The sequence below is a fragment of the Kitasatospora sp. Xyl93 genome (assembly GCF_055383135.1).
This window is the reverse complement of record NZ_AP029185.1, coordinates 6,909,308-6,930,083: the sequence shown is the minus strand read 5'-3', so window position 1 is coordinate 6,930,083 and position 20,776 is coordinate 6,909,308. Positions and strand designations below refer to the sequence as shown.

The window sequence follows — 20,776 nt, the reverse complement described above, 5'->3', positions numbered from 1 at the left end:
CGGCGGGAACAATCACACCGGGACACCAGTTGCCCCCACTGGAACCACAGGACAATCAGGAGGGCACCCCTTCCCGTGAGCACCATCCCCACCGTCACGCTCAACGACGGCGCGCAGATCCCGCAGCTCGGCTTCGGCGTGTGGCAGGTCCCGGACGCCGAGGCCACCCCGGCCGTCCGCGCCGCGATCGAGGCGGGCTACCGCTCCATCGACACCGCGGCCATCTACGAGAACGAGACCGGCACCGGTGCGGCGATCGCCGAGGCGCTGGCCGGCGGCGTGGCCCGCGCGGACCTCTACGTCACCACCAAGCTGTGGAACTCGGGCACCCGCGACTGGTCCGGCGAGCAGGGCCGCGACGCGGTGCGGCGCGAGTTCGACGCCTCGCTGGCCAAGCTCGGCCTCGACTACCTCGACCTGTACCTGATCCACTGGCCGCGCCCGATGCACGGCGACAGCTACCTGAACATCTGGAAGGCCTTCGAGCAGCTGAAGGAGGAGGGCCGGGTCAAGTCGATCGGCGTCTCCAACTTCGGCACCGAGCAGCTGACCCGCCTGCTGGACGGGGCCTCCGTCGCCCCGGTCCTGAACCAGGTCGAGCTGCACCCGTACTTCCCGCAGACGGAGCTGCGCGCCTTCCACGCCGAGCACGGCATCGCCACCGAGGCGTGGAGCCCGCTGGGCCAGGGCAAGGAGCTGCTCGCCGAGCCCGCGCTGCTGGAGATCGCGGAGAAGCACGGCCGCACGGTCGCCCAGGTGGTGCTGCGCTGGCACCTCCAGAGCGGCGTGATCGCGATCCCGAAGTCGGTCACCCCGTCCCGGATCCGCGAGAACCTGGACGTCGTCGGCTTCGAGCTGGACACCGAAGACCTCACGGCGATCGCCGCCGTGGCCACCGGCAAGCGGATCGGCCCGGACCCGCAGGAGTTCGACTGGAACTGAGGCCCGGTTCGGGGGCCCGGCCCCCGAGCCCCCGAACCGCCTGACGGCAGGACACACGAAGACCGCCCGCACCCCAGGGGAGCGGGCGGCCTTCGGCATGCCGATCCGCCAAAGCCCATGGCCATGGGCCCTCAGCGTTTTGGCGAATCGTTTTGGCTACTGCGGCGAAGATTTGACCTAGAGTCTGGCCGCCTTCGCGATGAGGGCGAGTCCGGCCTCGTGCTCGCTCTCCTCCAGCGGAGCCAGCAGCAGCCGCTGGACCTCGGCCACCCCGGCGGCCGAGCGGTGCAGCAGGTCCTGTCCCGCCGGTGAGAGCGAGAGCAGGTTGCGCCGTCCGTCCGAGGGGTCGCGCCGGCGCTGCACCAGACCGCGGCGCACCAGTCGGCTGACCATCTCGGCCATCGTGGCCTTGTCCAGCGAGGCCAGCTCGCCGACCGTGCGCTGGTCGGCGCCCGGTTCCAGCTCCAGCGCGTCCAGCACCGCGTACTGCGGAGCCGTCAGCTCGGCGCCCACGTGCTCCGACCAGAGCTTGGTGTGCACCTGCTGGCTCACCCTGATCAGGTAGCCGATCGCCCGCTGGGCGTCCAGTATCGGCCGCGCGTCGGCGATGACGGCGACCGCCGCGGGCTCCAGCCTGGCTATCTTGGCCATCACCCGGACTATCTCGACCTGTTCCTCCGCCGAGAGCGGCTCGAACAGGACGCGCTGCACGCGGACCACGCCGCCGGTGGCCTCGCGCACCGCCTGGGCACCGCTCTGCGAGAGCGCCAGCAGCTTGCGCCGGCCGTCGGCCGGGTCGCGCCTGCGCAGCACCAGGCCGCGGCGGACCAGCCGCGCGACCATCTCCGCCATCGTGGCCTTGTCGAGCGAGGCCCGCTCACCGACCGTCCGCTGGTCCGCACCCGGTTCAAGGGCCAGGACCAGCAGCACGGCGAACTGCGGAGCCGTGAGATCGGCTCCGACGTGTTCGGACCACAAGCGGGTGTGGACCTGCTGTGCCACGCGAATGAGGTGTCCGGGCGACTGCTGCAGTCGCGCAGACACGCGGGTTGTCGGGATCTCCCCCAGCACCATGTATCCGTCCCGATGTCACACCCGGTGTGTGTGGGACACCCGGGTGGGGCAGTAACGGCGAGTGGGCGTCCAGCTATGAGGGAGGGCGCTCCAGCCGTGCAGCCGGTGGCTGCTGGCGGACACTATACAAACGGCGGGCCCTTGCTGGCAGGCAGGGGCGGATAGTAGACGCAGGTTCGGCAACATTGGCATATTTACGCGCTGCGAAGCCCTTGCAGTAACGCGTTCTCAGCAGAAAGCCGACCGGCCGGTCCTTACCCACCGTCACCTGGTGTCTCACCACTCTGGCCGCCCCCCTTACCCGCCGGTAGGGTGTGGCCACCCTCGCCGGGGGCTCTCCCCGGGAGGCAACCCAGAGAGAGACGAGAGCGCGCATGACCGAGCAGAGCACCGCCCCCAGGGTCGCCGTCGTCACCGGTGCCGCCCGCGGCCTGGGCGCCGCCACCGCCGTCCGGCTGGCCGCCGACGGCTACGCGGTCGCCGTCCTGGACCTGGACGAGGCCGCCGGCAAGGAGACGGTCGACCGGATCACCGCCGCCGGCGGCACGGCACTGGCCGTCGGCGCCGACGTCTCGGACGCCGAGCAGGTCCAGGCCGCCGTCGACCGGGTGGCCGCCGAGCTCGGCGCACCGGTCGTCCTGGTGAACAACGCGGGCGTGCTCCGCGACAACCTGCTCTTCAAGATGTCCGAGTCCGACTGGGACACGGTCATGAACGTTCACCTCCGCGGCGCCTTCCTGATGACCCGCGCGGTGCAGAAGCACATGGTCGACGCCGGTTTCGGCCGCATCGTCAACCTGTCCTCGTCCTCGGCCCAGGGCAACCGCGGCCAGGCCAACTACTCGACCGCCAAGGCCGGGCTCCAGGGCTTCACCAAGACTTTGGCCATCGAGCTGGGCAAGTTCGGCATCACGGCCAACGCGGTCGCCCCCGGCTTCATCGCGACGGACATGACAGCGGCCACCGCCGCCCGGGTCGGCATGGACTTCGAAGACTTCAAGCGGGCCGCGGCCTCGCAGATCCCGGTCCAGCGGGTCGGCGTGCCTGAGGACGTCGCCCACACCATCTCCTTCCTCGCGAGCGAGGGCGCCGGCTTCGTCTCCGGCCAGGTGATCTACGTCGCGGGCGGCCCCCTCGACTGAGCACGGAACCTACACAGGGTTACCACGGAGTGGGAAGCCGGGAGCACCGGTCTCCCACTCCGTTTGCCTTGACCGGGCAATTTGCAGAATCATTCGACGACCACACTGGTTTTCGATCCTGGAATCGCCGAAATCACCCCACGGACCGCCCCTCATCGACCCAATTGTCGATTTCACGGGAAAATGACAATTACCACCGGAATAGCCCTGTCCGGCTGGGTAAGGTCACCCCGTGCAATCCAGAAGTACCCCCGCTCCCTTTCCGCGCCAGGGGCCGGAGCGCCGCACCCCCGACACCGGCCGCCGGGAACGCGCCGCCGCCACCGGGCACACCCCCGCCCCGATCGTCGGCGCCGCCCGCGAGCCGGGCTGGCCGCCGAGGGGCCGACGACAGGCCGCCCTGCTCGCCGTCACCCTCGCCGGCTACCTGCTCGTACTGGCCGGGGTCCTGCTCAACACCGCGCTGGTCGACCTCGACTGGTCCGTCCGGCTGCTGCGCCCCTACGAGCGGTGGCCCCGACTGGAGCCGCTGCTCGACACCTGGGTGGTCGCCGGCCAGCGCGGCCCCTCCGCGATCGCCGCCTTCCTCTGGCTCGGCTGGCGAGCCCACCGCCTCGGCCGGGTGCGTCCGCTGCTGGTCATGGGCATCGCGCTGCTGTTGCTCAACGTCACCGTCGGCGCGGTCAAGATCGTCACCGGCCGGCTCGGTCCGCACTACGCCCAGTACGTCGGCTCACCCGAGCTCTTCTCCGGCGGCACCATCTTCCCCTCCGGCCACACCGCCAACGCGGTGGTCACCTGGGGCGTGCTCGCCTATCTCGCGGTCCGCTGGCGCCGCACCGGTGCGCTGATCGCCGCCGCGACCGCCTGCTCGATCGGCCTGACCACGGTCTACCTGGGCACCCACTGGGTCACCGACGTCCTGGCCGGCTGGGCCGCCGGACTGCTCGTCCTGCTCTCCCTGCCGCTACTGGAACCCCTGGTCGCCACCGCCGAACAGCGACTCCACCGGCGCTTCGCCCGCCGGCACCTGCCCTACTGACCCCCCGCCGCAACGAGCCCGAACCCCACCGGCCCATGTCCGCCGGCCCGACCCCGACGAGCCCCGCCCCATCACCCCCGAGCCGCACCGGGGCGCCGGACCTACCCCTCCCAGCTGCGCTCGACCACCCCGTCGCGCACCGCGAGGTTGAGCCGCCCCTGCCGGTACTCCATGGTCATCAGGTCCCCCGGCTCCAGCACCCGGACCGTCGCCCAGCCGTGCCGCCGGGCCAGCTCCCGGGCCCGCTCGATCCGCAGCCCCGCGTACCCCTCGCCGTCCTGGCCCGCCGCACCCGAACCCGGGCCCGAACCCGCCCCCGCCTCGTCCGATCCCGACATCGTGCCCTCCCCGGCTCGCATCCTCGGACGTACCCTGGAATCGTAGCCCGACCCGCGCGGTCCGGAGGTGAACGGCATGCCCACCACCACGCCGCGGCGGTGGCGCAGCGGCACCGAGCCGGCCACCGCCCGCAGCGCCCTCAAGCTCCGCTACCTGCTGTCGCTCACCTTCACACCGCTGTTCGCGCTGGCGACGGCGGGCTTCGCCGTCTGGGCGGCCGTCTCCCCCGTCCACGGCGCACCCGGCCGGGGCACCCTCACCGGCTTCGCCGTGGCCTGCGGCCTGCTCACCCTGTTCGCCGCCGTCGATCTCGTGGTGGTCGTCCGGCGCCGCCGGACCGAGCTCTGACGCGGTGTCTCCCACGGAGTGGGAAGTCGGCCCGGCCGACTTCCCACTCCGCGCCGTCCCCGGCCCCGGCCTCAGCGGCCGCCGACCGCCTGCTTGACCAGCGTCCGCCCGAAGTCCCACATCAGTCCGCTCCCCCGGTGGGCCTCGTCCATGATGTCGGTGAAGGCGTCCACGAACCGGTCCACATCGCGCTCGGTGATGATCAGCGGCGGGATCAGCTTGATCACTTCCAGGTGGTCCCCGGACACCTGCGTCAGGATGCGGTGCCGCTGCAGCAGCGGCACGACCACCATCTGCGCGAACAATCCCTTGCGCGCCGCCTGGAGCGCGGTCCAGCCCGTACGCAGCTTGAGCGACCTGGGCCGGCCGAACTCGATCCCGATCATCAGCCCGCGCCCGCGCACCTCGGCGAGCAGCTCGTACCTGTCGACCAGGGCGGCCAGCCGTTCGCGGAAGTGGTCGCCCACCTTGCGGGCGTTCTCCACCACCTGCTCGTCGCGCATCACCTCCAGGGTCGCCAGCCCGGCCGCCATGGCCTGGGCGTTGGACCCGAAGCTGGCCGAGTGCACCAGCACCCGGTCCATCGAGGAGTACACCTTCTCGAAGATCCAGCTCTTGCCGAGCGTCGCCCCGACCGGCACGTAGCCGCCGGACAGCGCCTTGGCCGCGCAGACCAGGTCGGGCAGCACGCCGTCCTCGTGCTGGTAGGCGAAGAACTCGCCGGTGCGGCCGACGCCGGTCTGCACCTCGTCGCAGATCAGCAGCGCCCGGTGCTCGTGCAGCAGTGCCTGGGCGGCCCGCAGCCAGCCGGGCGGCGGCGCCTGGACGCCCTTGCCCTGGATCGGCTCGACGATCAGCCCCGCGACGTCGCCGCGCTTCAACTCCTTGGCCAGAGCGCCGAGATCGCCGAGCGGGATGGCGGTGTCCGGCAGCAGCGGGTCGAAGCCCTTGCGGAACCCGCTCTCGCCGTTGACCGAGAGCGAGCCGGTGGTCAGCCCGTGGAAGGCGTGGTCGGCGTAGAGGATCCTTCGGCGTCCGGTGGCGTACCGGGCGAACTTCAGCGCGGTCTCCACCGCCTCGGTGCCGCTGTTGCCGAAGAACACCCGGTCCAGTCCCGGCGCGTGGGACAGCAGCCGCTCGGCCAGCAGCCCGGGCAGCGGCGAGCAGTCGAAGCGGACCAGGTCCGGCAGGTCGAGGTCCATCACCTGCTGGATCGCCGAGCGCACCACCGGGTGGTGGCGGCCGAGCGCGAAGATGCCGAAGCCGGCCAGCATGTCGAGGTACTCGTTGCCCTCGGCGTCGTAGAAGTACTGGCCCCGGGCTCGCTCGTAGTACTTGTCGAAGCCGATGGTGTGCAGCATCCTCGGCAGCTGCGGGTTGAGGTAGCGGCCGTGCAACTCGTAGCGCTCACCGCCGCGTTCGGCGATCAGTGCGGCGAGGTCGAAGGCGGGGCGGTCTGGTTCAGCCGGCATGGCGCGGGTTCGCTCCTCGGGTCGGTAGCAGGTTCTTGGCGAAGACGGCGCTCTGGGCGGCCACGCCGGTCCCGGTCAGCCCGGCCTCCTCCAGGATCTCCCCGCGCGAGGCGTGGCCGAGGAACTCCTGGGGAAGGCCGAGCACCCGCACCGGCACCTCCACGTCGGCGTCGCGCAGCGCCTGGGCGACGGCCGAACCGACGCCTCCGGTACGGCCGTTGTCCTCGACGGTGACCACCAGCCGGTGGGCGGCGGCCAGTTCGGGCAGCGCCGGGTCGACCGGCTTGACCCAGCGCGGGTCGACCACGGTCGCGGTGAAGCCCTCGGCGAGCAGCAGCCGGGCCGCGTCCAGGCAGGCGGGGGCGGTGGTGCCGACCGCGACCAGCAGGATCTCCGGCGCCGGCCCGGTGCGCAGCAGCACGTCCACCCCGCCGATCCGGTCGACGGCCGGCACCGCGGGTCCGACGTTGCCCTTCGGGAAGCGCACCACGGTCGGGGCGTCCCCCACCTCGACGGCCTCGCGCAGCTGGGCGCGCAGCTGTTCGGCGTCGCGCGGTGCGGCGAGCCGCAGCCCTGGGACGACCTGGAGGATCGACAGGTCCCACATGCCGTTGTGCGAGGCGCCGTCCGGCCCGGTCACCCCGGCGCGGTCGAGCACGAAGGTGACGCCCAGCCGGTGCAGGGCGACGTCCATCAGCACCTGGTCGAAGGCCCGGTTGAGGAAGGTCGCGTACACCGCGACCACCGGGTGCAGCCCGCCGGTGGCCAGCCCCGCGGCGCTGGTGACGGCGTGCTGCTCGGCGATCCCGACGTCGAAGGTCCGTTCCGGGTAGGCCTTGGCGAACGGGGCCAGGCCCACCGGTTGGAGCATGGCCGCGGTGATCGCCACCAGGTCCGGGCGTTCGGCCCCGAGGGCGACCAGCTCGTCCCCGAACACCGAGGTCCAGGAGACGCCGCCGCTGGGCGAGACCGGCAGGCAGGTGTACGGATCGATCGGGTTGACGGCGTGGAAGCGGTCGGCCTCGTCCTGCTCGGCCGGCCGGTAGCCGCGCCCCTTGACGGTCAGGCAGTGCACGATGACCGGACCGCCGAAGTTGCGGGCCTGGCGCAGCGCCTGTTCGACCGCGCCCGGATCGTGGCCGTCGATCGGCCCGAGGTACTTGAGGCCGAGGTCCTCGAACATGCCCTGCGGGGCGAAGGCGTCCTTGAACCCCTTCTTGGCGCCGTGCAGCGCGTCGAAGATCGGCTGGCCGACCAGCGGGGTGCGCTGGAGGGCCTCCTTGCCGAGGGCGAGGAAGCGCTCGTAGCCCTGGGTGGTGCGCAGGGTGGCCAGGTGGTTGGCGAGGCCGCCGATGGTCCTGGCGTAGGAGCGCTCGTTGTCGTTGACGACGATGACCAGCGGCCGGTCGCGCGCCTCGGCGATGTTGTTGAGCGCCTCCCAGGCGAGTCCGCCGGTGAGCGCGCCGTCGCCGATCACCGCGACGGTGTGCCGGTCGTGCTGGCCGAGCAGTCGGGCCGCCTTGGCCAGGCCGTCGGCGTAGGAGAGCGCGGTGGAGGCGTGCGAGTTCTCGACGAGGTCGTGCTCGGACTCGCCCCGCGAGGGGTACCCGGAGAGCCCGCCGCGCATCCGCAGCCGGCTGAAGTCCTGGCGGCCGGTGAGCAGTTTGTGGACGTAGCTCTGGTGGCCGGTGTCGAAGACGATCCGGTCGTACGGTGAGTCGAAGACCCGGTGCAGCGCGATGGTCAGCTCCACCACCCCGAGGTTGGGCCCGAGGTGGCCGCCGGTGCGGGTGACGGCGTCGATCAGGAAGTCGCGGATCTCGTCGGCGAGCAACGGGAGTTCGGCCGCCGGGAGCTTGCGCAGCTCGGCCGGGGACGTGACGCGGGAGAGCAGTGACATGGGTACACCTCACGACTCGGAGCGGTGCGGTGGTGCCTCCGCCCGGACGGGACAGGGGCGGGCCCGGTTCGGGGAGGGAGCCCGGCCCGGGTTCTGCGGCAGTGCCCGGCCCGGCACTGGGGCGGAGCCGGCCCGGGCGCGGGGCCCGGGCCGGAGTCAAGTCCCGTTTCAGCGGCCCTTGTTGCCGTTGACGGTCTCGGTGATGGCGCGCAGCGACTGCTGGAGCGAGCCCATCGTCGCGAGGACGGCGGTCGGCTCGTAGCCGCAGTGGGCCATGCAGTTCTCGCAGCGTGGGTCCCGGCCGCGGCCGTACTTGCTCCAGTCGGTCTTCTCGACCAGTTCGCGGTAGGTGGGCACGTAGCCGTCGGCCATCAGGTAGCAGGGCCGCTGCCAGCCGAACAGCGAGTAGTTGGGGATGCCCCAGGGGGTGCACTCGAAGTCGGCCTTGCCCTCCAGGAAGTCCAGGAAGAGCGGGCTGTGGTTGAGCCGCCAGCGCCTGCGGTTGCCGCCGGCGAAGGCCTTGCGGAAGAGCTCCCTGGTCTGCTCGACGCCGAGGAAGTGCTCCTGGTCGGGGGCCTTCTCGTAGGCGTAGGCGGGCGAGATCATCATCTCGTCCACCTTGAGCTCGTCGTTGAGGTAGTCCAGCACCTCGATGACGGTCTGCGGGGTGTCGGTGTTGAAGAAGGTGCTGTTGGTGGTGACCCGGAAGCCGCGCCGCTTGGCCTCCTTGATCGCGGCCACCGCCTCGTCGAAGGTGCCCTCCTTGGCCACCGACTCGTCGTGCCGCTCCCGCATGCCGTCGATGTGCACGGCGAAGGTGAAGTACGGCGAGGGCCTGAACTTGTCCATCTTCTTGCGCAACAGCAGCGCGTTGGTGCAGAGGAAGACGTACTTGCGGCGCTCGACCAGCTGCCGGACGATCTCGTCGATCTGCGGGTGCATCAGCGGCTCGCCGCCGGCGATCGAGACCATCGGGGCACCCGACTCCAGGACCGCGCCGACCGCCTGGGCGACGGGCATCCGCTGCTTCAGGACGCCCGCCGGGTGCTGGATCTTGCCGCAGCCCTCGCAGGCGAGGTTGCAGGCGAAGAGCGGTTCCAGCTCCACGATCAGTGGGAACATGTCCCGGCGCTTGAGCAGCTTCTGCTGCATGAGGTAGGTGCCGACCCGCACGGTCTGGCGCAACGGCATGGCCATGGCTAGCTCGCCTCCTGGGGGAGCGTCGAGGATGTGGGGTGGTTCAGGTCTGCGGAGCCGGGCGCGCGCTCCTGCCGGTACCAGTCGACGAGGGCGGGTACCGTCGCCCGCAGGGTCCGCCAGGCGCGCACCCCGGCCGGGAGGGTGCCGAACCGCAGCAGCTCGTGCTCGGGCGTGTCCACCACCACCCGCAGGACGGCGGCCGGCAGCGCGGGCCGCGTCTCGCGCAGCGCGGCCAGGACGGCGGCGGCCTCCATGTCGACGGCGAGCGCGCCCTGGACGTGCAGCGCCCGCCGTTCGATGCCGCGCACCACGTGGTCGGCGGTGTGGTGCACCCCGGTGTGCACGGTCAGGCCGCGCTCCTTCAGCACCCGGGTGAGCTCCGCCCCGGAGTCGAGCGGGTACAGGTGGCCCTCGGCGTCGCGCACGCCGTCGGCGGCGACCACGTCGCCGGGCAGCACGCCCGGGCCGAGCGCGGCGCCGAAGCCGGCCACCACCACGGCGCCGTACCCGGCGGGGGCGGAGCCGAGCAGCCGCCGGACGGCCAGCCCGGCGCGCCGCCGGCCGACCCCGGTGCGCACCAGCACCGGGGGCCCGCCGGCCGCGCCGCGCCAGTCACCGCCGCGCAGGGCCCAGACCTCGGGGCCCAGGGCGCAGAGCACCAGCAGGGGTGCGGTGGTCACCGCGACGCCCCGATCGCCGGGGCGCCGTCGGCCCGGCTCGTGCCCGGGGCGCCGTTGAGGTAGCGGCCCAGCGCGGTGACCGGGAAGACCAGCCGGTAGAGGTGGTAGTTGATGGAGAAGTCCCAGGGGAAGCCGGTGCCGGTGAACTGCGGCTCGTCCCAGGTGCCCTCGGGCAGCTGGGTGCGCACCAGCCAGTCCGCGCCGCGCTCGACGGCCGGGTTGGCCCGGCCCTGCGGCCCTTCCCCGGCCGCGAGCAGCGCCATCAGCGCCCACGCGGTCTGCGAGGCGGTCGAGTCGCCGCGCCCGGCCCAGCGCGCCGGGTCGTCGTAGGAGCGCATGTCCTCGCCCCAGCCGCCGTCGGCGTTCTGCCGGTCCTCCAGCCAGCGCACCGCCCGGCGGATCGCCGGGTGCTCGTCCGGGACTCCGGCCGCCACCAGGGCGGGCAGCACCGAGCCGGTGCCGTAGATGTAGTTGGTGCCCCAGCGGCCGAACCAGGAGCCGTCCGCCTCCTGGTTGCGCAGCAGCCACTCGATGCCGCGCCTGGTCCTGGGGTCGCGGGCGCGGCCGGTCTCGGCGAGCATCTCCACCACGTGCGCGGTGACGTCGGCGGACGGCGGGTCGACCACCTCGCCGAAGTCGCAGAACGGCAGCTTGTTGGGCAGCGTGCTGGTGTTGTCGACGTCGAAGGCGGCCCAGGCGCCGTTCTTGGACTGCATGCCGAGGTTCCACAGCACGCCCCGCTCCACCGCCGCGTCGACCCTGGCCGGGTCGGGGTGGGCGACCCGGCGCAGCGCGAGCACCACCTCGGCGGTGTCGTCGATGTCCGGGTAGGTGTCGTTCTCGAACTCGAAGGCCCAGCCGCCGGGGGCGAGCCCGGGCCGCTGGACGGCCCAGTCGCCGGGCTTGCGGATCTCCTCGCCGAGCATCCAGTCGACGGCGGAGACCAGCGCCGGGTGGTCGGCCGGGACCCCGGCGTCGACGAGGGCGATGGTGGCCAGGCAGGTGTCCCATACCGGGGACTGGCAGGCCTCCAGCCAGCGCTTGCCGTCCTCGGTGTGCACGGTGAACCGGTCGAAGGAGGAGAGCCCGGCCTTCATCACCGGGTGCTCCAGCTCGTAGCCCTCCAGGTGCAGGGCGATCAGCGAGTAGACGGCCGGCGGCTGGATGCCGCCCCAGCAGCCGTCGGCCTCCTGCCGTTCGACGATCCAGCGGCAGGCCTGCGAGACGGCCAGCCGGCGCAGCGGGCGGAAGGCCCGGCGGTGGTAGGCGTGCAGCGCCTTGTCCAGGCGTTCGAAGAGGCCGTCCCAGGTGGTGGCGGGGGCCGGCGGGCGTTGGGGGTACGGGTCGTTCGGGTCGGTGTGCAGCTCGGTGAGCGCGAAGGGGGCCGGGCGGACCGGGCGGTGCGAGGAGACGACGGTCAGCGGGACGATGGTCTGGCGGGCCCAGCAGCCGAAGGCGTAGATGTTCAGCGGCAGCCACTTGGGCAGGAAGATGATCTCGGGCGGCATCTCCGGCAGCCGCTCCCACGGCCACCAACCGAACAGGGCGAGCCAGATCCGGGTGAACACCCGGGCGGCCGCGATGCCCCCGGCGGAGCGGACGTAGCGCGCGGCCGCCAGCATGTGCGGGGCGTCCGGGTCGTCACCGGCCAGTTTGAGCGCGACGTACGCCTCGACGGTGGTGGAGAGTTCGGGCGGCCCGCCGTGGAAGGTGGACCAGGTGCCGTCCTCGCGCTGCTGGGAGCGGATCCACTCGGCGGTGGCGCGGGTCTGCTCCTCGATGCGGATCCCGAGGAACTGGCGGAGCAGTAGGTCCTCGGCGTCCATGGTGACGTTGGTCTCCAGGTCGCCCTTCCACCAGCCCTCGGACGACTGCAGGGAGAGCAGGTGCGTGGTGGCGCGGGCCAGGGCCTCCCGTGCGTCGGCCGGTCGGAGGTCCGTCTCACCGGCCGGCCGGAGCCGGTCGGCGTCCTCGGGCTGCCACCGCCCCGTCCCCAGCAGGGCCGGGGGGCGGTCGCCCACCGCGACCGGCTCGGGATCGTACTCAGGGTCGAGCCGGCCGTCCGCGGTTGCTGTCAACGTAACGTCACCTCTCTCGTACCACCACGAATTCGGCGAGTGCGACGAAGTGCTCGCGCACCTCGTCGGTCATGGGCACCTCGTCCAGGGCGGCGAGGGCAGTCGTGTGCTGGCGGCGGGCCTCCTCCTGGGTCCAGGCGCGGCCGCCGGCCTCCTCGATCAGCGCGGCGCGGGCGGCGAGCTCGGGCTCGCTCTCCTCCCCGCGTCCCTTCGGGTCGGCCAGCTGCCCGGCGAGCCGGCGCGAGGCCGCTCCGCCCTCGGCCAGTGCGGCGGCCACCGGCAGGGACTTCTTGCGCTGGCGCAGGTCACCCCAGTGCGGCTTGCCGGTGACCTCGGTGGCACCCCAGATGCCGAGCAGGTCGTCCACCGCCTGGAAGGCCAGGCCCAGGTGGTAGCCGTAGCGCTCGAGCGCGCCGGAGACCTTGTCGTCGGCGCCGGCCAGGACGGCGCCGATCGCCGAGGCGGCGGCCAGCAGGGCCGCCGTCTTGCCGCCCTCCATCTCCAGGCACTCCGCGACCGTGACGCTGTCGCGCTGTTCGAAGGCGACGTCCATGGCCTGGCCGTCGATCAGCCGGCGGGTCGCCGTGGTGAGCAGCCGGACGGCACGCGCCGCGTCGGTGGCGCTCGCGCCGCCGGTCACCGCGGCGTCGAGCAGAACCTCCGTGCCGAGCGTCGCCAGGGCGTCGCCGACCAGGATCGCCTGGGCCGGCCCGAAGACCGTCCAGGCGGTGGCCCGGTGCCGTCGGGTCTCGTCACCGTCCATCAGATCATCATGGAGGAGGGAGAAGTTGTGCACCAGTTCAACCGCGACCCCGCCGGGCACCCCCGCCTCGGCCGCCGCGCCGGTGGCCCGGGCGGACAGCAGCGCCAGCGCCGGGCGCACGGCCTTGCCGCCGTCCCCCACCACCGGGGTGCCGTCCCGGTCGATCCAGCCGAAGTGGTAGGCGGCGACGGTGTCCATGGGTGCGGCCAAACGGGCGACGGCGGCCCGTAGTGGCGGGGTGCAGAGCGTACGGCTGCGGGCGAGCAGCTCCGGCACCGAGACCGGTTCGGCGTGCGCCGTGCCTCCGACGGCGATGCCGGTGCGTGACTCCACGTGCGTTCCCTCTCCCTCGGGGTGCCGGACCGCACGGGGCGGCCGGGTGCTGTCGGTGCGGCTGGTGTCGAACCCAGTGCCAATGGTGCCGGTGCCAGTGGTGCCGGTGCGGCCGACCGGGCCGCTCGTGGTGGTTGCGCCGATGCGCTCGACGGTACGCCCGTCGGCTCTGGCGGGCTCTCCGGCGGCGGGGCCCGCCGTCACCTGGGCCACCTCCCGTCGCCGCGGTCCACCGGCACCCGGGTGCCGGCCGCGGCGAGCGCGGCGTCGGCCGCGGCGTGGCCGCTGCGCACGGCCCCCTCCATGGTCGCGGGCCAGCCGGTGGCGGTCCACGAGCCGGCCAGCAGCAGGCCGGGGACGTCGGTGCGGGCCGACGGGCGCAGTGCCGCGTTGCCCGGGGCCGGGTCGAACGTCGCGGTGCGCTCCCGGGTGACGAAGAAGTCCAGCACCTCGGCCCGGGCCGCGGCCGGCAGCAGCCGGCCCAGCTCGGGCAGGTAGCGGCCGCGCAGCTCGGCGACCGGCAGGTCGATCTCGTCCTGCGCGGCGGACTGCGACAGCGCCAGGTACTGGGCGCCCGGGTGCGCCAGGCCCAGCGGGGTGGCGGCCAGGCCGGAGTGCGCGGTGCGGTCGAAGACCCACTGGACCGGGGAGCCGAGCGCGGCGAAGAACGGCCGGCGCAGCACCTGGCGGTCGTAGACCACGTGGACGTTGAGGATCGGCGCGGTGCCGAAGCCGGCCAGCCGCTCCTGCCCGGGGACGGCGTTCGGCGGCAGCAGCGCGGCCGCGCTGTCCTGGGCGCCGGCCAGCACGACGGTGTCGGCGGTGAGCAGTTCGCCGCTCTCCAGCCGGACGGCGTGCTGCGGCGCGGCGGGCTTCAGCTCGGCCGCCCGGGCCCGCAGCAGCACCCGGACGCCGGCCCGCTCCAGCTCGGCCAGCGCCCGGTCGTGGTGGATCGTGCCGAGCGGGACGGCGGAGATGCCGATGTCCGAGGCGCCCGGGTCGGAGAGCAGGCCGGTCTTGAACACCATCCCGGCGAGCGCCATCGACACCTGGTCGGCCCGGCCGTTCAGGGTGGCGACGCCGACCAGGTCCCACAGGGCGGCCCTGGTGGCGGCGTTCTGCCCGTTGCGGCGCAGCCACTCGCCGAAGGAGATCCGGTCCAGCGCCGGGTCGGCGAGGTCCAGGCCCTGCAGGGCGAGCGCGCCGCGGACCACCCGGGCGCGGTCGGCCGCGGACAGGTGCGGGTAGCGGGCCAGGCTGCCGGCCAGGTGCAGCGGGACGGGCAGACCGGTCCGGCGCAGTCGGCCGAGGGTGCGCACCGGGGCGGCCCCGGGCCCGGTGACGGAGAGCACCGGGATGTCGAGGCGGTCCTGGAGGTGGACCAGCCGGGTGGCGCCGAGGCGCTCCAGCAGGCCGCGGTAGGCGGTGCAGCAGCGCAGGTACACGTGCTGGCCGTTGTCGACGGTCAGCTCGCCGCGCTGGAAGGAGAAGGCCAGGCCGCCGAGCCGGGGCCGGCCCTCGGCGAGGGTGACCTTGTGGCCCGCCTCGGCGAGGCGCAGTGCGGCGGTGATCCCGGCCAGGCCGCCGCCGACCACGACGGCGGCCGGGCGCGCGGCATCGGCTCGCCCGGTCATCGGCCCTTCCCCTCGCAGTCGGTGGACCGCCCGCAGGCGGTCACGGAAGCCGGTACTCGTTCGGTGGACACGGAACCACCCGCCCGTGATTCCGCGCTGACACAGCGTGACAGAACTGTCGCGAGAATCAAGAACGCCCCCCGGCGAGCCCGGAAAGCGCCACGTACGCCTTCTCCCAGCCCGGCAGCGAGACCCGGCCGCGCAGCACCGACTCCGGGTCGGCGGCGATCCGGCCGAGCAGCCGGTGGTAGATCCCGGCCATCGCGGCGGTGCAGGCGCGGCTTCGGCGGTCGAGCATCGGCAGCAGCCGCAGGCCCTCCTCGAAGGCGGCCTGGGCTCGGGCGGCCTCGAAGGCCACCAGGCCGGTGAAGTCCGCGCCGACCGGCGGCGCGGGAAGGGCGAAGCCCTGCTCGCAGCCGAACCGGACCAGGTCCTCGGCGGGCAGGTAGGTGCGGCCGTTCAGGGCGTCCTCGCGCAGGTCGCGCAGGATGTTGGTGAGCTGCAGCGCCAGGCCCAGGGTGTCCGCGTAGCGCGCCCCGAGCTCCGGGTCGTCGCAGCCGTAGACGCCCAGCGAGAGCCGGCCGATCGCGCCGGCCACGCAGCGGCAGTAGACCTTCAGTTCCTCGTAGGTCTGGTACTCGGCGCCCTTGAGGTCCATCTCGACGCCGTCGATCAGCTCGTCGAAGCCTCCGAGCGGGATCGGGAAGCGGCGGGCCGCGTCGGCCAGGGCGACCTTGATCGGGTCGGTGTCGTCCTCGGCGACCACCCCGGAGCGGACCTCGTCCACCAGTTCCCGGGTGCGCAGCAGCGCCTCGGCCTTGCGGTCCTCCGGGAGGTCGCCGTCGCCGATGTCGTCCACCCGGCGGGCCAGGGCGTACAGGGCCGACATGGCCAGCCGCTTGGGTTCGGGCAGCAGGCGGATGCCGTAGCTGAAGTTGCGCGCCTGCAGTCCGGTGACTGCCTCGCAGTACCGGTACGCCGCCATGACCTGGGCCGACGCCAGTGGTGATGCCGCCACTCGGGCGTTCACCTTCCCTTCGCGAAGATGGCCGCCGCCTTCGCTGCGAGGCGGCGCTTGTCCGGCTTCGCCTGCCGGGCGAGCACGTCGTACCCGGCGTCCTCGACGGCCGCCAGGGCCGCGTAGCCGCCTGCGGTGAATCCCGCCAGGAGCAGTCGAAGCCTCCCCCGAACCGTACCTACCAATGGTGCGCCGCGATCGAGCAGGGTGCGGGCCCGCTCGACCTCGAAGGCGATCAGCTCGCGGACGGCGCCGTCGGCGGAGGGCGCGGCCAGGTCGGCCTCGGTGACGCCGAAGCGGGCCATGTCCTCGGCGGGCAGGTAGATCCGGCCGTGGGCCAGGTCCTCGGCCACGTCCTGGAGGTGTTCGACCACCTGGAGGCCGGTGCAGACGGCGTCCGAGAGCTCGATCCGCTCGGGGGTGGAGACGCCCGCGATGGCCAGCACCAGCCGGCCGACCGGGTCGGCGGACAGGGTGCAGTAGCCGACCAGGTCGTCGAAGGTGGCGTAGCGGGCGGTGGTCTGGTCCACCCGGTTGGCCTCGATCAGACGGCGGAACGGCTCGGGGGTGAGCCCGCGGCGGTCGACCAGCGGGACGAGCGCGCTCATCAGCGGGTGGCGGGGGCGGTCGGCGTCGGCTCCGGAACCGCCGGAGGCGCGCAGGGCGCTCTCGAAGGCCCGGTCGAGGTCCCGCTCCAGGCCGTCGAGCAGGGCGAGCCGGAAGGCGGTCTCCTGCGCGGTCGGCGGGCCGGGCTGGTCCGAAGGGGTGGCGGGGGGCGCCTGCTCGACCCCGAGCAGCCGGCCGGTGGCGGCCGGGTCGGCCAGGTCGCCGTCGCCGGTGTCGTCGACCAGGCGGGCGAAGCCGTACACCGCCATCAGGTCGTCGCGCCAGGCCGCGGGCAGGAAGAACGGGGCGACGGGGAAGTTCTCCGCGCCCGCCTTGTCCAGGGTCTGTCCTGCGGAACCGTTCACCGGCGTATCTCTGGGCTGGGCCGAAGCCGACACTGCTGTCACTCCCCCGTTCTACACCGCTTGGCACGACCGGCCCGACTCGGACACGCGTCCGAGCGCGGGCGTCACGCACGGCACACCGCCCCCGAGACCACCAGGCTGACACGCCCGGGCCCGCCGGAGAAGAGCGCCCCGCCCGGGACACCCGGCGCTCACCCCCGCGGCGGCGGCCGGACGGTGCCCCGGACCGCGATCCCGGGCGGCGCGAAGGACCAGGGGCCGGCCCCGGAAGTTCCGGGACCGGCCCCTGCGGGTGTGCGGGGACTACGGCCGCTCGCCGCGCTCGTAGCGGCTCACGACCTCCTCGGTCGGTCCGTCCATGACCAGCTCGCCGGCCTCGATCCATATGGTCCGCTCGCAGACCTCGCGGATCGAGTTGTTGTCGTGGCTGACCAGGAAGACCGTGCCGGCGGACTTGCGCAGCTCGTCGATCCGGCGCTTGCTGCGCTGCTGGAAGGCCTGGTCACCGGTGGCGAGGGCCTCGTCGATCAGCAGCACGTCGTGGGTCTTCGCGGCCGCGATCGAGAAGCGCAGCCGGGCGCCCATGCCGGAGGAGTAGGTGCGCATCGGCAGGGAGATGAAGTCGCCCTTGTCGTTGATGCCCGAGAAGTCGACGATGTCCTGGTAGCGCGCCTTCACCTGGGCCGGGGTCATGCCCATCGCCAGGCAGCCGAGGATGACGTTGCGCTCACCGGTGAGCTCGTTCATCAGCGCGGCGTTGACGCCCAGCAGCGAGGGCTGGCCGTTGGTGTAGATGCCGCCCTTCTCGGTCGGCAGCAGGCCGGCGATGGCGGCCAGCATGGTCGACTTGCCGGAGCCGTTGGAGCCGATCAGGCCGATCGCCTCACCCTTGTACGCGGTGAAGCTGACGCCCTTGACCGCGTGCACCTCGCGCACGCCGGCGGCGCGCTTGCGGCTGATGATGCGGCTCAGCGCCGAGGTGGCGCTGCCCTTGCCGGAGCCGGCGCCGTGCACCTTGTAGACGATGTGCACGTCGTCGACGACGACGGTGGGCTCGCGGGCCACGTCCGCGTCCTGGACGAGGTCGTTCTTGCTCAGTTCGAGGTCAGCCACGGCCGTACTCCTCCTCGGCCTTCCAGAAGAAGACGTATCCGACGACGAACATGCCCACGCCCCAGGCGATGCCGTACTCCCACAGGTGCGACGGCAGGGTCTGGTGGACCGGCTGGTGCGGGTTGTAGATGACCGGCGCGAAGGCGTGCCGCAGCAGGTCCATGTAGACCGACGCCGGGTTGGCGGCCATCAGGGTCTGGATGAACTGCGGCCAGTGCGAGATCTTGTCCTGGATGCTGAACATCACGCCGGACAGGAACATCCAGGCGCGCATCACGAACGGGATCAGCTGGGAGATGTCGCTGGTCCGGGAACCGATCCGGGCCATCACCAGCGAGATGCCGGTGTTGAAGAGCGTCTGCAGCAGCAGCGCCGGGATGATCAGCAGCCAGGTCCGGCCCGGGGTGATGCCGGCCGCGAGCACCGTGATGACCAGGACCACCATCGAGATCAGCAGCTGCTGGAGCTGGATCACGGTGAAGGCGATCGGGAGGCTGGCCCGGGGGAAGTGCAGCGCCCGGATCAGCCCGAGGTTGTCGGAGATCGCCCGGGTGCCGGCCTGCACCGCGTTCTGGGTGAACTGGAAGACGAAGACGCCGATGCACAGCCAGGCGATGTACGTCTGGTCCGGGAAGCCCTGCTTGCTCGCCAGGATCACACCGAAGACCAGGTAGAACACCGCGCAGTTGAGCAGCGGGGTCACCACCTGCCACAGCTGGCCGAGCTTGGCGTTGGTGTACTGCGCCACCAGTCGGGCGGTGGCGAAGGCCCAGATGAAGTGGCGCCGGGCCCAGAGCTGCTTGGAGTAGGCGAACAGGCCGGGACGGGCGCCGCTCACCGCCAGACCGTACTTGTCCGCAAGCTGCTTGGGGGTCAGGCCCGCGTCCGCCCCCCTGGGGGCCGAGAGGCTGACGGGTTCACTCACTGTCGACACATTCGTCCTTCACGCGGGATCGGTCGGGGCGGCCGGTCGGCGGGGTCCGCCGGTCGTGCACCGATGGGGATCCACTGGGATCTCGGGGGAGCCGGCCGGTGTGTGGGCACCGGCCGCAGCGATCGGTCATTCGATGCGATGCCATCGGATGCGATCAGATGATCGGAGGTCGGCCCAGCCTGGTCAGTCGCCAGACGGTACGCCACCGCATGGGCCGCCGCGGACCGCAGGGTTCGCGCCAACCCGCCCGGAATCCGCCCCACCAGGCCTTCAGCGCCTCCGGGGAGGGGCGGCGGGCCAGGGTCAGCAGGAACCAGGTTCCCAGATAGAGAGGCACCAACAGGGCCGGAAGGTTCCGCCTCGCGAGCCAGACCCGGTTGCGGGCCACGTTGTGGAAGTAGCTCGCGTGGCGGGCCGGCGAGGTCGTGGGGTGGTGCAGCACCACGTCCGCCCGGTAGTCGATGGCCCAGCCGGCGTCCAGCGCGCGCCACGCGAGGTCGGTCTCCTCGTGGGCGTAGAAGAACTCGGCGGGCAGCTGCCCGGCCTGCTCGAACACCTTGCAGCGCACCGCGCTCGCGCCGCCCAGGAAGGTGGTCACCCGGGACGAGCGCAGCGGGTCGCTGGCGCGCAGCCGGGGGACGTGCCGGCGCTGGGTGACACCGGTGTCCGGGTCGGCGATCCGGAAGGAGACGATGCCCAGCTCCGGGTCGGCGGTGAAGGCCTCGCGCAGCAGACGGGCCGAGTCGGTCCGCGGCAGGTTGCCGTCGTCGTCCAGGAAGAGGATGGCGTCGACGTCCGCCCCGTCCCGGCCGAACAGCTCGATGCCGACGTTGCGGCCGCCCGGGATGCCGAGGTTCTCCGGCAGCTCGACGCTGCGCACGCCCTCCGGCAGCGGGGGCAGCTTCACGCCCTGGCCGACCACGGCCAGCTCGACCGCCCGGCCCTCCTGGGCGCGGACGGCCTCGATCAGGGCGTTGAGCTCGGCGGGCCGGTTGCCCATGGTGATGATCACGGCGCCGAGGCGGAAGTCCTCCGCGTCCGTCGCCGCACTCATCGCAGCCTGCTGGAGAGGACGATGCTCAGCAGGTGGAGCACGGTCTGGAGCATCGCGATCGCCGCCAGGACGACCACCGCGAGCCGGGTGAAGAGCAGTCCGCCGTGCACGGCGTCGGCGACGCCGGCGGCCAGGATCAGCAGCGAGGCCTCGACCGCGCCGACCAGCCGGTGGAACTTCAGGAAGGCGGCCGCCCGGCGGGCCTTGGCCACGGACGCCGAGCGCGGCACCGAGGCGCTGTCCTCGACGGCCGTCAGGCCGCTGCGTGCCCGGGCGACGTCCACCAGGTCGGTCTCGGACTTGATCAGGATCGCGCCGAGCGCGGCCAGGGTGCCGAGGAAGGCCCACTCCCAGTGCGAGCCGGAGCCCTCGCGGTGCAGCAGGTCGGTGGCGCGCAGGCCGAGACCGGTCAGCAGCGCCGCCTCGGACATGTAGTGGCCGACCCGGTCCAGGTAGACACCGGTGAGCGAGGTCTGCCGGCGCCAGCGGGCCACCTCGCCGTCCACGCAGTCCAGCAGCAGGTAGACCTGGATCAGCAGGGCGCCCAGGACGGCGCCCGCGATGCCCGGCACGACCAGCCCGGCACCGGCCAGGATGCCGGTGAACATCATCAGGTACGTCAGGCCGTTGGGCGTGATCGCCGTCACGGTGGAGAGCACGCGGGTGATCCGCAGCGAGATCTTCCGCATGTACAGGCGTCCGGCCCAGTGCTCGGCGCTGCGGCGCTGGAGCATGCCCT

Annotated in this window: 19 protein-coding genes; 4 read left to right on the top strand and 15 right to left on the bottom strand. The window is 72.7% G+C overall.

What is annotated here, in order from left to right:
* The first annotated feature begins 75 nt into the window (after positions 1-75).
* On the top strand, positions 76-942 hold the full coding sequence (locus ACZ5GH_RS30085; protein ID WP_464335847.1) for an aldo/keto reductase: 867 nt from the start codon (positions 76-78) through the stop codon (positions 940-942).
* Positions 943-1,119: 177 nt separating this feature from the next.
* Here ACZ5GH_RS30085 and ACZ5GH_RS30080 read toward each other — a convergent pair whose 3' ends face one another.
* Positions 1,120-1,944, bottom strand: a complete 825-nt coding sequence (locus ACZ5GH_RS30080) for a MarR family winged helix-turn-helix transcriptional regulator (protein WP_387756652.1) — start codon at positions 1,942-1,944, stop codon at positions 1,120-1,122.
* A gap of 446 nt (positions 1,945-2,390) precedes the next feature.
* On the opposite strand from ACZ5GH_RS30080, the gene fabG reads away from it, so the two are divergent.
* Entirely contained in the window at positions 2,391-3,158 is a 768-nt protein-coding gene (fabG, locus tag ACZ5GH_RS30075; protein ID WP_387756653.1) for a 3-oxoacyl-ACP reductase FabG, read from the top strand.
* 232 nt (positions 3,159-3,390) lie between these two features.
* Positions 3,391-4,200, top strand: coding sequence for a phosphatase PAP2 family protein (locus ACZ5GH_RS30070; protein ID WP_387756654.1), 810 nt, complete (start codon positions 3,391-3,393; stop codon positions 4,198-4,200).
* A gap of 101 nt (positions 4,201-4,301) precedes the next feature.
* Here the strand turns inward: ACZ5GH_RS30070 and ACZ5GH_RS30065 are convergent, their stop codons facing one another.
* Positions 4,302-4,538, bottom strand: a complete 237-nt coding sequence (locus ACZ5GH_RS30065) for an I78 family peptidase inhibitor (protein WP_464335846.1) — start codon at positions 4,536-4,538, stop codon at positions 4,302-4,304.
* A 76-nt stretch (positions 4,539-4,614) separates the two neighbouring features.
* Between ACZ5GH_RS30065 and ACZ5GH_RS30060 the strand changes: the two genes are divergently transcribed.
* Positions 4,615-4,887, top strand: coding sequence for a DUF6343 family protein (locus tag ACZ5GH_RS30060; RefSeq protein ID WP_464335845.1), 273 nt, complete (start codon positions 4,615-4,617; stop codon positions 4,885-4,887).
* Between the two features lie 71 nt (positions 4,888-4,958).
* Here ACZ5GH_RS30060 and ACZ5GH_RS30055 read toward each other — a convergent pair whose 3' ends face one another.
* The 13 genes from ACZ5GH_RS30055 to ACZ5GH_RS29995 form a co-directional block, all read right to left on the bottom strand.
* A complete protein-coding gene (locus ACZ5GH_RS30055) occupies positions 4,959-6,359 on the bottom strand; it encodes an aspartate aminotransferase family protein (protein WP_464335844.1) in 1,401 nt (466 codons plus the stop codon).
* The gene (gene dxs / locus ACZ5GH_RS30050; RefSeq protein WP_464335843.1) at positions 6,349-8,259 is read right to left on the bottom strand and encodes a 1-deoxy-D-xylulose-5-phosphate synthase; all 1,911 of its coding nucleotides are present in this window, start codon (positions 8,257-8,259) and stop codon (positions 6,349-6,351) included. The genes ACZ5GH_RS30055 and dxs overlap by 11 nt, the downstream gene beginning before the upstream one ends.
* 168 nt (positions 8,260-8,427) lie before the next feature.
* Positions 8,428-9,456, bottom strand: a complete 1,029-nt coding sequence (gene hpnH / locus ACZ5GH_RS30045) for an adenosyl-hopene transferase HpnH (RefSeq protein ID WP_464335842.1) — start codon at positions 9,454-9,456, stop codon at positions 8,428-8,430.
* 2 nt (positions 9,457-9,458) lie between these two features.
* Positions 9,459-10,139, bottom strand: a complete 681-nt coding sequence (locus tag ACZ5GH_RS30040) for a 5'-methylthioadenosine/S-adenosylhomocysteine nucleosidase family protein (RefSeq protein WP_387756660.1) — start codon at positions 10,137-10,139, stop codon at positions 9,459-9,461.
* The gene (shc, locus tag ACZ5GH_RS30035) at positions 10,136-12,217 is read right to left on the bottom strand and encodes a squalene--hopene cyclase (RefSeq protein ID WP_464335841.1); all 2,082 of its coding nucleotides are present in this window, start codon (positions 12,215-12,217) and stop codon (positions 10,136-10,138) included. Before shc ends, ACZ5GH_RS30040 begins: the two co-directional genes overlap by 4 nt.
* 7 nt (positions 12,218-12,224) lie before the next feature.
* Positions 12,225-13,313, bottom strand: coding sequence for a polyprenyl synthetase family protein (locus ACZ5GH_RS30030; RefSeq protein WP_387756662.1), 1,089 nt, complete (start codon positions 13,311-13,313; stop codon positions 12,225-12,227).
* A 200-nt stretch (positions 13,314-13,513) separates the two neighbouring features.
* Positions 13,514-14,947, bottom strand: a complete 1,434-nt coding sequence (gene hpnE, locus ACZ5GH_RS30025; protein WP_387756663.1) for a hydroxysqualene dehydroxylase HpnE — start codon at positions 14,945-14,947, stop codon at positions 13,514-13,516.
* A gap of 127 nt (positions 14,948-15,074) precedes the next feature.
* The gene (gene hpnD / locus ACZ5GH_RS30020) at positions 15,075-15,932 is read right to left on the bottom strand and encodes a presqualene diphosphate synthase HpnD (RefSeq protein WP_387756820.1); all 858 of its coding nucleotides are present in this window, start codon (positions 15,930-15,932) and stop codon (positions 15,075-15,077) included.
* A 41-nt stretch (positions 15,933-15,973) separates the two neighbouring features.
* Entirely contained in the window at positions 15,974-16,936 is a 963-nt protein-coding gene (gene hpnC / locus ACZ5GH_RS30015) for a squalene synthase HpnC (protein ID WP_387756664.1), read from the bottom strand.
* 303 nt (positions 16,937-17,239) lie between these two features.
* Positions 17,240-18,049 (bottom strand): ABC transporter ATP-binding protein, encoded by an 810-nt coding sequence (locus ACZ5GH_RS30010; RefSeq protein ID WP_387756665.1) that lies wholly within the window; start codon positions 18,047-18,049, stop codon positions 17,240-17,242.
* A complete protein-coding gene (locus ACZ5GH_RS30005; RefSeq protein ID WP_387756666.1) occupies positions 18,042-18,983 on the bottom strand; it encodes an ABC transporter permease in 942 nt (313 codons plus the stop codon). Before ACZ5GH_RS30005 ends, ACZ5GH_RS30010 begins: the two co-directional genes overlap by 8 nt.
* Before the next feature lie 154 nt (positions 18,984-19,137).
* Positions 19,138-20,037 (bottom strand): glycosyltransferase family 2 protein, encoded by a 900-nt coding sequence (locus tag ACZ5GH_RS30000; RefSeq protein ID WP_387756667.1) that lies wholly within the window; start codon positions 20,035-20,037, stop codon positions 19,138-19,140.
* Positions 20,034-20,771 carry a CDP-alcohol phosphatidyltransferase family protein gene (locus ACZ5GH_RS29995; protein WP_387756821.1) on the bottom strand — a complete coding sequence of 246 codons (738 nt, stop codon included), beginning with the start codon at positions 20,769-20,771 and terminating at the stop codon, positions 20,034-20,036. The genes ACZ5GH_RS30000 and ACZ5GH_RS29995 overlap by 4 nt, the downstream gene beginning before the upstream one ends.
* Positions 20,772-20,776: the final 5 nt, after the last annotated feature.

Coding starts and splice junctions, on each gene's coding strand:
- hpnE (WP_387756663.1), bottom strand. CDS start 14,947: ATGACCGGGCGAGCCGATGCCGCGCGCCCGGCCGCCGTCGTGGTCGGC.
- ACZ5GH_RS29995 (WP_387756821.1), bottom strand. CDS start 20,771: ATGCTCCAGCGCCGCAGCGCCGAGCACTGGGCCGGACGCCTGTACATG.
- ACZ5GH_RS30060 (WP_464335845.1), top strand. CDS start 4,615: ATGCCCACCACCACGCCGCGGCGGTGGCGCAGCGGCACCGAGCCGGCC.
- hpnH (WP_464335842.1), bottom strand. CDS start 9,456: ATGGCCATGCCGTTGCGCCAGACCGTGCGGGTCGGCACCTACCTCATG.
- dxs (WP_464335843.1), bottom strand. CDS start 8,259: ATGTCACTGCTCTCCCGCGTCACGTCCCCGGCCGAGCTGCGCAAGCTC.
- fabG (WP_387756653.1), top strand. CDS start 2,391: ATGACCGAGCAGAGCACCGCCCCCAGGGTCGCCGTCGTCACCGGTGCC.
- hpnD (WP_387756820.1), bottom strand. CDS start 15,932: ATGGCGGCGTACCGGTACTGCGAGGCAGTCACCGGACTGCAGGCGCGC.
- ACZ5GH_RS30065 (WP_464335846.1), bottom strand. CDS start 4,538: ATGTCGGGATCGGACGAGGCGGGGGCGGGTTCGGGCCCGGGTTCGGGT.
- ACZ5GH_RS30000 (WP_387756667.1), bottom strand. CDS start 20,037: ATGAGTGCGGCGACGGACGCGGAGGACTTCCGCCTCGGCGCCGTGATC.
- ACZ5GH_RS30055 (WP_464335844.1), bottom strand. CDS start 6,359: ATGCCGGCTGAACCAGACCGCCCCGCCTTCGACCTCGCCGCACTGATC.